This is a genomic window from Segatella oulorum F0390 (assembly GCF_000224615.1).
GTDB classification, from domain to species: Bacteria; Bacteroidota; Bacteroidia; order Bacteroidales; family Bacteroidaceae; genus Prevotella; species Prevotella oulorum.
This window is the reverse complement of record NZ_JH114215.1, coordinates 364318-376412: the sequence shown is the minus strand read 5'-3', so window position 1 is coordinate 376412 and position 12095 is coordinate 364318. Positions and strand designations below refer to the sequence as shown.

Annotated in this window: 12 protein-coding genes; 2 read left to right on the top strand and 10 right to left on the bottom strand. The window is 49.2% G+C overall.

Translation table 11 applies throughout. The annotated features are described in order from the left end of the window. Positions 1-13: 13 nt before the first annotated feature. Entirely contained in the window at positions 14-3652 is a 3639-nt protein-coding gene (ileS, locus tag HMPREF9431_RS01555; RefSeq protein ID WP_004379311.1) for an isoleucine--tRNA ligase, read from the bottom strand. A gap of 400 nt (positions 3653-4052) precedes the next feature. After that, positions 4053-4253: a hypothetical protein gene (locus HMPREF9431_RS12080; RefSeq protein ID WP_196794573.1), complete on the bottom strand. Its 201-nt coding sequence runs from the start codon at positions 4251-4253 to the stop codon at positions 4053-4055. A gap of 37 nt (positions 4254-4290) precedes the next feature. Between HMPREF9431_RS12080 and HMPREF9431_RS12715 the strand changes: the two genes are divergently transcribed. Then, positions 4291-4656 carry a hypothetical protein gene (locus tag HMPREF9431_RS12715; protein WP_155812910.1) on the top strand — a complete coding sequence of 122 codons (366 nt, stop codon included), beginning with the start codon at positions 4291-4293 and terminating at the stop codon, positions 4654-4656. Between the two features lie 45 nt (positions 4657-4701). On the opposite strand, the gene HMPREF9431_RS12710 is transcribed toward HMPREF9431_RS12715, so the two are convergent. The 8 genes from HMPREF9431_RS12710 to HMPREF9431_RS01535 all read right to left on the bottom strand — a co-directional run bounded on the left by HMPREF9431_RS12710 (position 4702) and on the right by HMPREF9431_RS01535 (position 11318). Further along, positions 4702-4890: a hypothetical protein gene (locus HMPREF9431_RS12710; RefSeq protein ID WP_004379309.1), complete on the bottom strand. Its 189-nt coding sequence runs from the start codon at positions 4888-4890 to the stop codon at positions 4702-4704. A 161-nt stretch (positions 4891-5051) separates the two neighbouring features. After that, positions 5052-5186, bottom strand: coding sequence for a hypothetical protein (locus tag HMPREF9431_RS13610; protein ID WP_262502392.1), 135 nt, complete (start codon positions 5184-5186; stop codon positions 5052-5054). 286 nt (positions 5187-5472) lie between these two features. Then, complete coding sequence (locus HMPREF9431_RS01550; protein WP_004379308.1) at positions 5473-6378, bottom strand: DUF6261 family protein; 906 nt, start codon at positions 6376-6378, stop codon at positions 5473-5475. 340 nt (positions 6379-6718) lie between these two features. Further along, positions 6719-6889: a hypothetical protein gene (locus HMPREF9431_RS12705; protein ID WP_155812909.1), complete on the bottom strand. Its 171-nt coding sequence runs from the start codon at positions 6887-6889 to the stop codon at positions 6719-6721. A 40-nt stretch (positions 6890-6929) separates the two neighbouring features. Then, complete coding sequence (locus HMPREF9431_RS12700; protein WP_155812908.1) at positions 6930-7103, bottom strand: hypothetical protein; 174 nt, start codon at positions 7101-7103, stop codon at positions 6930-6932. A gap of 10 nt (positions 7104-7113) precedes the next feature. Further along, positions 7114-9849, bottom strand: a complete 2736-nt coding sequence (locus HMPREF9431_RS01545; protein WP_004379306.1) for a fimbrillin family protein — start codon at positions 9847-9849, stop codon at positions 7114-7116. Between the two features lie 44 nt (positions 9850-9893). Beyond that, a complete protein-coding gene (locus tag HMPREF9431_RS01540; protein WP_004379305.1) occupies positions 9894-10100 on the bottom strand; it encodes a hypothetical protein in 207 nt (68 codons plus the stop codon). Positions 10101-10619: 519 nt separating this feature from the next. After that, entirely contained in the window at positions 10620-11318 is a 699-nt protein-coding gene (locus tag HMPREF9431_RS01535; protein ID WP_004379304.1) for a hypothetical protein, read from the bottom strand. A gap of 197 nt (positions 11319-11515) precedes the next feature. Between HMPREF9431_RS01535 and HMPREF9431_RS01530 the strand changes: the two genes are divergently transcribed. Continuing rightward, complete coding sequence (locus HMPREF9431_RS01530; protein WP_004379303.1) at positions 11516-12052, top strand: hemerythrin domain-containing protein; 537 nt, start codon at positions 11516-11518, stop codon at positions 12050-12052. Positions 12053-12095: the final 43 nt, after the last annotated feature.

Genomic DNA, 12095 nt, shown 5'->3' with positions numbered 1-12095 from the left:
TGCAAAGGCAATGTTAGCCTGCCTTTTGCACACTGATTTTCAATGCAAATGTGTCGAAAGCAACCTCAGCACCATCGTTATCTACAATGGTGAGTGCATTTGCTAAAACTTGCCCTTTAATCATCTCTGCAAACGTCTTGATAGCCGCATCGCTTTGCACATTCGGGCTAATCTTCACCACAATGCGATCGGTTATTTCCAAACCACATTCTTTACGAAGATTTTGAATGCGATTAATCACTTCACGTGCGATGCCTTCCTGCTTCAGCTCTTCGGTCAATTCCACCTCAAGTGCGACAGTGAGATTTCCCTCGTTGCTCACCAACCAGCCGGGAATATCTTCGCTGATAATCTCGACATCGTCGGCTTCAACGACAATATCCTGACCTTCCAACACAAATTGAAGTCTGCCTTGAGCTTCAAAATCAGAAATTTCATCTTGGCTTAAAGCATCCATGCGCTGGGCAACTTGCTTCATCAGCTTACCATATTTCTTACCCATGACACGGAAATTGCACTTAACTTTCTTCACCAAGATGCCTGCACCTTCAACAAAAGTGAGTTCTTTCACATTCACTTCACTCTTGATTAAATCGGCAACAGCTGCGATATGGCGCTTTTGCTCTTCATCAATAGCAGGAATCATGATTTGTGCCAAAGGCTGACGCACCTTGATATTTACTTTGCGACGAAGTGCCAAAGTCATAGAGGTAATCTTCTGTGCCACATCCATGCGCGCTTCTAAATCGCTATCAATGTCTTCGACATCAGCCGTTGGGAACGTGTCCAAATGCGCACTGTCACACTTACCGCCCAAGTCATGATAAAGTTCATCCGCATAGAACGGAGCGAAAGGTGCCAACAGCTTAGCCACCGTCATCAAGCAGGTATAAAGCGTCTGATAAGCTGACAATTTATCATGGCTCATGTCCGTTCCCCAAAAACGTTTGCGATTGAGACGCACATACCAGTTACTCAAATCATCGTTCACAAAACTATCAATCAAACGACCTGCCTTCGTTGGGTTATAGCCGTCTAATTCGCGCGTAACATTCGCAACCAAAGAATTCGCTTTAGAAACAATCCAGCGATCAATCTCGGGACGCTCTGACAAAGCAATCTGTGCGGTTTCAGCATCAAACGCATCCACATTAGCATAGAGTGCAAAGAAGCTATAGGTGTTATAAAGCGTACCAAAAAGCTTTCTGCGCACTTCATCCACACCATTGGGATCGAATTTGAGATTGTCCCAAGGCTCCGAATTGGTCATCATATAGAACCGGACAGCGTCGGCTCCATATTGATCAATCATTTCGAAAGGATCGGTCACGTTACCCACATGCTTGCTCATCTTGTTGCCCTTTGCATCCAGCACTAACCCGGTTGAAATGACATTCTTGAAAGCAACCTGATCAAACACCAACGTTGCGATGGCATGCAATGTGAAGAACCAGCCACGCGTTTGGTCGACACCTTCATTAATAAAGTCGGCCGGATAATAAGCTGGCGGAACAGGCACACCCTTGTATGACGAACAAACCAATTGCGCACGATAATCGGCCTCAGTCATTCCCGTAGCCTTCAACCCCTCGGCATTAATCGCTCCCTCAAAGGGATAATGCTGTTGTGCATAAGGCATAGAACCCGAGTCAAACCAAACATCAATCAAATCGGTTTCGCGCATCATCGGTTCACCCGCATCGTTCACCAAAACAATGTTGTCCACGTAAGGGCGGTGCAAATCTATCTTGTCATAATTCTCGGCCGAGTAGTCACCGGGCACAAACCCTTTCTCTTTTAAAGGATTAGTTTTCATCACACCAGCAGCGACGCTCTTCTCTATCTCGGCATACAACTCCTCAACGCTACCCACACATTTCTCGTTCTTCTTTGCATCACGCCAAATCGGCAGAGGTGTACCCCAGAAACGTGAGCGCGACAAGTTCCAATCGTTCAAATTCTCCAACCAATTGCCAAAACGCCCTGTCCCCGTCGAAGCCGGTTGCCAATTAATAGTTTTATTCAACGCCACCATACGCTCCTTCTTCGCCGTGTCTTTAATAAACCAACTGTCAAGCGGATAATAAAGAATAGGTTTGTCGGTGCGCCAGCAATGCGGATAAGAGTGCACGTGCTTCTCAATCTTGAAGGCCATGCCCTGCTGTTTCAACTCCATGCAGATTACCACATTCAAATCCTCGTCCTTCTCGCTGGCTGCTTTATCCCAAACGCCACCTGGATTATATTTCGGCGCATAGGAATTTTTCACATAATCGCCCGCATGATGTCCATAGGCTGCAACATCCACACAAGCCTTCACGAAGTTGGTATCCAAGTCGTCGATGCCATAATATTTTCCTTGCAGGTCGACCATCGGACGCGTCTCGCCCTGCTTGTTAATCAAAAACAGTGCCGGAATATGCGCGTCCTTAGCCACTTTCGCGTCGTCGGCACCAAAAGTTGGCGCAATGTGTACAATACCCGTACCATCTTCTGTCGTCACATAATCGCCCAAGATAACACGAAACGCCTCACTCGCCATTTCCACATAATGCTCACGACCGTCAGCGCTGTCAAAGCAGTTCTCAGGATGTGCCTGCGCAAAAGCCTTCACAAAAGGAGCAGCAAAGTCGTCAACCTTCTCGCAAGGCTTCACCCAAGGCATCAGCTGACGATAGTGCAAACCTTCTAAATCAGCACCCTTCAACCGTTCAATCACACGCCAAGGGCACTGCTTCTTCGCTTTATCGAAAGTGCCCAAAGCACCCTCCTTCACCTCCTGCTCGGGATTTAGATAAGCCGAAAGACGACTCTCGGCCATCACCAACGTCATGGGCTTTCCGTCATAAAGATTATAGGTTTCAACCACCACATAATCAATCTTCGGCCCCACACAGAGCGCCACATTCGAAGGCAGCGTCCAAGGCGTCGTCGTCCACGCCACAAAATAGGGCTTGCCATGTTGCGCCCACGCAGCCTTACCATCCACAATCTCAAACTGCGCCGTCACCGTCGTATCTTTCACATCGCGATAGCACCCCGGCTGATTCAGCTCGTGGCTCGACAAACCCGTGCCGGCCGCCGGCGAATAAGGCTGAATGGTGTAGCCTTTATACAGCAGACCCTTGTTGTAAAGCTGCTTCAACAACCACCAAAGCGTCTCAATATATTTGTTGTCATAGGTGATATAAGGATGATCCAAATCCACAAAATAGCCCATGCGCTCGGTCAATTCGCGCCATTCAGCCGTGAATTTCATCACGTTTTCCCGACACCTGCGGTTATAATCTTCCGTCGAAATATATTTGTCCGAAGCCTTGTTGTCAATATCCTTCTTCGTAATACCCAACTCCTTCTCCACACCAAGCTCCACAGGCAAACCGTGTGTGTCCCAGCCGGCCTTGCGCTTCACCTGATAACCCTTCATCGTCTTATAACGATTAAACGTGTCTTTAATCGAGCGTGCCAACACATGGTGAATGCCCGGATGACCATTAGCCGAAGGCGGACCTTCGAAGAACACAAACTGAGGCTGCCCCTCACGCTCTGCTATCGAACGCAGAAAAATGTTATTCTCTTGCCAATAAGTCAGCACATCTTGATTGGTTTTCACAAGATCTAAACCTTGATGCTCGGCGAATTTCTTAGCCATTTCGTATCGTTATTATGAATATTGTTCTATTTTTAATGGGCGCAAAGATAATAAAAAAACTTAGCATAGGCAAACCGCCCCGCTTTTTTCTATCGCCGGAAAGCCCCAAACAGTCAGCCCAACAGCCCGCTTGCGCAACAACTCCAAATCCACCATACATACTTCGGGGCGGATTACCCCATCGGGGTTTATACTTTCGATAGCGCAGGGTTGGCAAGTGTAACGCAGCCTACCCTGGGTAACAGTGCAAGCGAGGATACTACCCCCCTTGGGGGTTGTACTTTTTCTCATCACACATCATTACCACATGCGGCGAATGGATTATTCGCGAATGATTTCTCCATACGAAAATTGATTTTAAAAAGTACAATGCCGATGGCATAGGTTCCCCTCCACGACTTTACCCAGGGTAGATTTCGCTGCGCTCAATCAACCCTGGGCTGACCAAAGTACAACACCGATGGTGTTGGTTCATGTGCACCGTTTTCCCAACAAACAAACAAACAAACAAACAAAACCACCCACGCGCAATCTGCCCAAACGATACCGTAGGGGCGGTGCCTGTGTGCCCGCCCGAACGTCCGCGCAGCGGCGTTTCCATACCAACCAATACACGCATTGTGTGCGGGGGATGAACGATGGATGCGCCCTTGTGGGGCGAAACGGGCGGGCACATAGGCACCGCCCCTACCCATCTCCATCATATTTTTCCACGCAATCCCACACAAACAAAATACCATTTACGCACAATTTACCCCAAACGAAATCAACCGTCCATGTGCAATCCGTCCCTACCAATCTCCATCAAACCACGTGGTGTGCCATTACCCCATCGGGGTTATACTTTCGATAGCGCAGGGTTGGCAAGTGCAACGCAGCCTACCCTGGGTAACAGTGCAAGCGAGGAGGCTACCCCCTTGGGGGTTGTACTTTTTCTCATCACACATCATTACCACATGCGGCGAATGGATTATTCGCGAATGATTTCTCCATACGAAAATTGATTTTAAAAAGTACAATGCCGATGGCATAGGTTCCCCTCCACGACTTTACCCAGGGTAGATTTCGCTGCGCTCAATCAACCCTGGGCTGACAAAAGTACAACACCGATGGTGTTGGTTCATGTGCACCGTTTTCCCAACAAACAAACAAAACCACCCACGCGCAATCTGCCCAAACGAAACCGTAGGGGCGGCGCCTGTGTGCCCGCCCGAACGTCCGCGTAGCGGCGTTTCCATACGGGAAATAGGTTTTGTGTATCACGCATGGTGCGCGGGGATGAACGATGAATGCACCCTTACAGGGCGACACGGGCGGGCACACAGGCGCCGCCCCTACCCATCTCCATCATATTTTTCCACACAATTCCATACAAACAAAATAACCATTTCCACACAATTCACCCCAACGACATCAACCACTCACGCGCAATCCATCCAAACGAAATCAACCGTTTGCGCGTAATCCACCCAAACGAAACCGTAGGGGCGGCGCCTATGTGCCCGCCCGAACGTCCGCGTAGCGGCGTTTCCATACCAAAAATACACGCATTGTGCGCGGGGGATGAACGATGGATGCGCCCTTGTGGGGCGACACGGGCGGGCACATAGGCACCGCCCCTACCAAACTCCGTTATACATCCGCGTACAATCCTCCCCAACGACACCAACCGCCCAAACGAAACGCGTAAACAATCCACACAACACACATCGGGGGCGGAAATGCATCGCGCACTCCCGCCCCCATTCTTAAAATAAAAAAGTGTGTGTATGTTATGATTTGGGCGTCACCGTGGATGACGCCTTTTGTTTTAAAACAATTTATTCTTTCGGCGTCACCGTAGCATCGCCCTGACCTTTTCCGCCCGGCTTATCTTTACCGCCGCCGGGTTTATCCTTGCCATCGCCACCATCGCCCGGCTTTGCAGCGTCACCACCCGGCTTTTTGCCATCGGGTGTTTTACCACCATCACCAGGTTTCTTTCCGTCGCCAGGCTTATCGCCGGGTTGCTTGCCATCATCCACTTTCTTCTTTTTCGGCAGCACCTCGTCCTCATACCGCTTGATGAGCTGATTCACGAAATCGGCGAAGGGTTTCAGGGCCTCGGCGCTGCCCAACGTAGCCATGGCATTGGCCACCTTGCGCACCTGCTTGAAGGCTTCGTCGGATTGCTGACGTGCCTTGCGCAGCGCACCCGCTACCTGTTTCGACTGCTCCGTGGTGCGGCTGTAGAGCAGTTCGCTCACCTTCGCATTGGCCGTTTTCAGCGACGCCAACACCGTTTGCAAGCCCAATTTGGCCACCTCGGCGCTGTATTTTTGCTCACAATCTGCCAACAGGTTTTGAATGGCACCCGTCTCGCGTTCCAACTGCATTGAAGGCTTGATGCCATAGTCCACCAGGCTTTGCCAAAGCGTTTTGGCCGCCGTATGCAAGTCGGGCGTCGATACGCGCAAAAAACTCTTCACTGCTCGGTAGTAGGCCGAATACAACGTATCGCGGTCGGCATCGGCCGCCAAAATTTCATCGGTCGAAGCATTTTTCTTCGACAAGGCAAAGTAGCGGTTTTCCTCGTTAAAAGCCGCTTTCAACGTGTCGGCCGCCTTTTTTAAATACTCGTTTTTCAACAACTCCGTCTCCGAGTCCAGCCGTTTGCAAATAGACTCGATAAACACGAAATGCGCGCCGTTGCTCACGCTTTTCAATCCTAATGTTTCAATCTCCATAGGTCTTTTTATTTAAATCATTAACTAAAAGGTCCCGAAGGGCCAAATTATCTTTTTAAAATCGTGAGGTACGCTTTCAAATGCCTTGCGCACCTCAAAATCTTTTTTTATTATTTGCCCAATCTTGGGCAAGTCTCAAAATCTTTTTTTGCCGTTTGCCCAGCTTCGGGCAAGTCCCAAAATATTTTTTTATCGTTTGCCCAGCTTTGGGCAAGTCCCAAATTATTTTTTTAGCGTTTGCCCAGCTTTGGGCAAGTCCCAAATTATTTTTTTATCGTTTGCCCAACCTTGGGCAAGTCCCAAATTATTTTTTTGACGTTTGCCCAGCCTTGGGCAAGTCTCAAATTATTTTTTTATCGTTTGCCCAACCTTGGGCAAGTCTCAAATTTATTTTTTGGCGTTTGCTCAAAGTGAGCAGGCATCCAATTTTATTTTTCGAGGTTTGCTCAAGTGGAATGGTAGGGGCGGTGCCTGTGTGCCCGCCCGAACGTCCGCGTGGCGGCGTTTCCATACCAAAATATATTTGCGCATCACGTATCATGCACGAGGATTTAACGATGGATGCGCCCTCGCGGGGCGACACGGGCGGGCACACAGGCACCGCCCCTACCAAACTCCATCATACCTTTTTGCACCATTCCATTAAACGGCATCATCCATCCACGTACAATCCGCCCATAATCAACGGCCAACTTCGCCCACAGGCAATAAACCGAATGAACCAAATCAATCGGATTATTCTGCTACGGGACGGACGGCACCGCCAAGATACCTGCCGGTCCGTTCCCACGAATTCACGCCACCTGAGCTGAAGTGCATAACCCCTGCACCGTCACGGAAGTCAGGAGATGCCATCCAGTACCAGCCGTCTGCCGGGGTACCCATAGCATTCTGTCTATTACCCGTAACGGGGAAATAGATGGTGGCATCGGGGTTGGCAGTTTTGTTATTGAAGTGCCATCCGTTGTCCCAGGCACCGTTTACGGAGGCTGTAAAACCTGTAAAGGCATCTCCGGCCGGCATCTCAAAGCCTACAGGACAGGGATCGTAAATGGTCTTGTCTACGGGGGTGGTAGTTTGGGCCGAAGACGTGTTGTTTACCGACCAGAAGTTATGATAATCACAGCCGCACCAGTTCCAGTAATTTCCCCCCCCATATACAGCATTAAGCATACTCTCGGGGTGCTGAATGGCATAACCTATAGTAGCATCATGGGGGCCAGCATCAAATGAGAAACTACCCTGAGCAACAATACCATCCTTACCCGGCATGGCATCCTTACGGCCAAACTGGTAGAGCGTACCATAGCCCTGCCCTATACCGTTGTAGTCGTTCTGCGTGATGGTAATTTCGCCATGCTGACGGGTTCCGTTGTTGGCAACTTCCTGTTCAACCTTAATCCTGACTTTGCGGGATACTGAATAGCTTGTACCTTGCAATGAGGTGTATTTCCAGCCGAGGTTTTCCGTGGTGAATTTGTTGACTTTGTTGGATGCATTCGTACAGGCAATTGTATGAAGTGCGTCCTGGGTAGTGAACCACAGATGCCATGACCATACCACCGTGCCGCCCTTGGTTACGGCAATGACGGCGTTGCCATTCTTGATAGCCGAGGCAGGAACCTCAAAGTTTACAAAGCCATCGGTGCCGCTGCCTGTTACTGACAGGTTGGTTACAAGGCCGCTCTCATCGGCCCAGACAAGTTTGGCACCGTCGGGAGCATTCACACCGCCGTTGTTCAGCGTTATCCAGGGAGTGGTGATGTCCTGATTGGCATGGTCTTGGAAGTTGTGAAGTAGCCCTTCGTCCCAACCAAACACCGTGGTAGCCGGTATTGTGGTGCTGATGTAAGCACTGGTGTTGTTGGTTCCGTTCTTGATGGCGTTGCCGTAAACCAAAGGTATTTTGTAGTAGCCCGGGGCAGAGATAAGGTAACAGTTGGCCGTGTTGCGGTTTGTAGAGTTGCCTTTGTAGTCGTAGGTCGACAGGTCGTAATGGTTACTGGCAGAGCCTTTGGCTGTGGCTGTCTTCAATGCGTTGTTGCGTGCAGTGAGCTTCTCGACAATGGTAGCTACCTGCACGGTGGCTGCGCCGCTTTCACTGCCTGATATAACGCCATCGCCGCTTTCCTTGCTTAGCGAGGTAAGCCATGCGGGCTTCGTGGTGCTGAGTGCCGACCAGTTGGCACCACCGTCGGTGCTCTCCTGATAACCTACTACTTTCCATTTCACGGGCTGCAGTGTGCCGCCCGACTGACGGTAGCTCTGGATGGTGTAGTTGCCTGCTGCGGTCTGGTTGTAGGCTGCGGGTGTTGTCGGGCTTACGACGTTCAGAACGTAGCTCCAGTCGGACGTGTTCTGCGACAGGGCGTAGGTCTTCGTCGTGCCGGGCTTCCACTGGCCTGTGAGGGTGGCGGTGATGGGCGTGGAACCGTCAGAGAAAAAAACTTTTACCTGCACGCCTGCGCCCGTAAGCGTTTGCGGAATCATATAGAATACATAGTTGTCTTGATTGTGCCCCATAATAACATTGTTCACCGCTCCCGTGGTGCTGACGCTCACACCACTAAGAGTAAAGGTGGTTGGTGTGGAGACTTCGCTCCATGTGCCGATGTGGTTTTTATCGGTGGGAAGGGTGTATTTGCCTTTGCCCTTTGCACCAACGATTTCTACCTGTATAATCGTTTTGTTCCACGACAGGTTTTGTCCCACTTTGAAGCGCACAGCCGTGAGCGCATGGCGGAAGGTGAGGTCGGTGCGCGGTGCCGTAGCACTCATCGTGCCAATATCGGTGTGCACATTGCCCGAGCAAGCCGTCATCAAATCCTTTTGATTCTTTACATCGGGCTCTACTTCAAAGTTAACGTAGGGCGTGCCTGTGTGGCTTGCCGGCGAGAGCTTTATCTTGTTGTTGTCGGGTTTCGGGTAAACCGCATAGAAGCAACCGTGGTTTTTAATCCAATCCCAATAGATGGGGGTAACGAGGTTGCCATCCTTCTTCGTGTCCTTATCATAGAACCAAGGCTCGAGGCTCGTGTCGGAATAGCCATAGAAAGCTGTGGTCGAGAAGTTTTGCATCGTGGGCATGGTTGTAATGTCGGCACGGGTTTGCGCTGTGGCTTCGCGTTGCGAGGGCACACCCGGGAGTGTGGTTTCTATCAAACAAAGTCCTGCACCGGCTTTGCCTTGCACGGGCAGCTTCTGCATCGTGAGGTCTTCGGGTGCAAGGTCTTGCAGGGCAAGTTCGCGCGTAAAAGCCGCGCGACTGATGGGGCCGTAGCTTTTGGCACCGGCTTGCTCCTGGTCTTGCTTTTCCGAAACATTAAAAGCGACGAGCGCCTTGCCGTTGTTCTCATTCGAATCAATATCTTTGTCGGAACAAGCAAACAGTGCAAGGCCTACCGTAAAACTTGCGGCAGCGAATGGAATGGCGTGCCGCAGACTGTTGTTATAGAAATATTTTCTTGTCATTGATTACCTTTTTAAATTGTTATCTACTTTGGTGGGACAAGGGTCTAATCCTCTTCTTCCCATACGCCACCCCAGCGCTTAGCGCCCGAGATGTCGGTGTCGTCATCATCCTCGCTGGGGTTTTCAATCGTGACGCTTCCGCCTTGGTCACCGCCCGGTCGTGCCTTGGGACCGCTTCCGTCCAACAAATAGTGCTCGGTCGCGAGGTGGATGACCGTGCTCACAGGCGTTTCATACAATTTTTTCTTCATTTTTTGTTTTGTTTAAATGATTATATTTATTACTATTGATTTCTTACTTCACAGGTTCAGTTACACACACGCAAAAAAGCATCTGCAAAGAGCTTTAAAAGCTCCTTGCAGATGCTTGAGACGGCGAACCGACGCCCGCGCCGGGCGCACCGCTATCGCCTTAGTACAGAGACTTAGACCGTTGTTAGAATGTGTGTGTGTGTGTGTGTGTGTGTGTGTGTTACACTTTTATTTGGTTCTACCAAATAAAAGATGTTAAAACTTACACTGCTTGAAAAATTATTTTTCGTCTGCATACAAACACTTTCTGTTTAATTCGGCGGCAAAGGTAACCCTTTTTTTGAGAAAAGGAAAAACTTTTTGTAGAAAAAAATTGCCAAATACCCCAAAAGAATGCGCATCATTGCCTTTACTTTGGCTAAAAGTTTGATTCTAAAAAGGGTTCCAGCTTGCCATTATCATGCAAGGTGGATGTTTTTAATATCGTTATATTGTTTGCACGATCGCCCTCATGCTGTTTTAAACTTCTTTGCATGCTTTCATTTTTGTGCGTTTTGTGCCGTAACGATCGATGAGAATATGTTTGCGGCCTATGATTCCTTCAAAGTAAGGTGGTTCGGAACGGAGCTGCATATCATCGTAAATGAATTCGGCAATGACAGTGTCTTTTCCGTCGGGCAGAATGAGTCCCATCTTTTTATTCTTCTCTGCAATGACGGGCATGAGGCACAAGTCGTCGATATAGACATAGGGCGTGCGCAGGAAATCGTATAGCGGGTGAACGAGAATTTTGCCTTCATGGTTGCGAATGCCAAACTTTCCATTCTGTTCGAAAATCTCATGGAAGCGGATATACTTCTTTTTCACGCGTTGCAGATAGGCCACAATGCGCCGCGGATTGTTAACCATGCTGTGCCAATAGCTGTAGGTGTCGCAATAGTTGGCTGCGGCACGCATGATAACCATCTTCCAATCCAATCCGCTAATGGCTTTTCGGTTGAGATCGATGTAGTTAGCAATGGCTTCTTCGCGTTGTGGAATGCTAAGCTTGGCCAGCGAGGCTTCAAACTTTTGCATCATGTCTTTTGTTCCCGACATCCCTTTGATGTAACGGTGAATTTGCCTGCCCATTTCGTTACAAACGAATTTGTCGATTTCTGATAACTCTATTTTGTCTACATAGCGTTCATCAAAATTTTCAGTAGTTATTTTACACATGGCGAATTTGTTTATGTTTCTCCCAAAAGTAGTAGTTTTTTGTGGAATGGCGAAATAAGTGGCGAAGAAATTGCATGAATGGGCATGAAAAAGGCTCGATTAACCTCTCTTAACCCCGATTTGGGCACATTTGTGCTGCCGTGCGTGGTTGTTTCGTTGTAAATTTGCATCAAAATATAAACGAAAAAGAGAAAAAGATGAAAACGATTTATGCTTTTGAGCAGTGGCCATTAGATTTGTTGGTCGATTATGTGTTGAAGGTGCATCATCGGGGCATTCGTGAAGAGGGGCCGGCGATTTTGGATAAACTCCTCGCTGTAGCTGAGGCGCACCGCAATGATGCTCCGAATTTGCTGAAGGTGGCCGACCATTTCCGCAATTCGCTTTATGATTTAGACACGCATTGCCACAAGGAGGAGCAGGTGCTTTATCCTTATATCATGGAGATGTGGCGTGCACATGATTTAGGGCAGCAGGTTGAAGCGTTCCATTGTGGTTCGATTCAGGGGCCTATTCAGGTGATGATGGCCGACCATGATGATGAGTTGGCCCGTCACGCACGTATTGCCGAACTGACAAACAACTACACGGCACCAGCTGAAGCCGACGAGGATTGGCGCGAGGTGCTGGGGCTGTTGCGCGATTTTCGTGCAGCTTTAGAGGAGCACACGGCCATGGAGAATGAAGTAGTGTTCCCCATGTCGTTGAAATTAGAGCAACTGGCTGTGGGGTAAAGTTATCTGCACCGTTCTAAAAGCAATCAAATCGTGCTGCAAT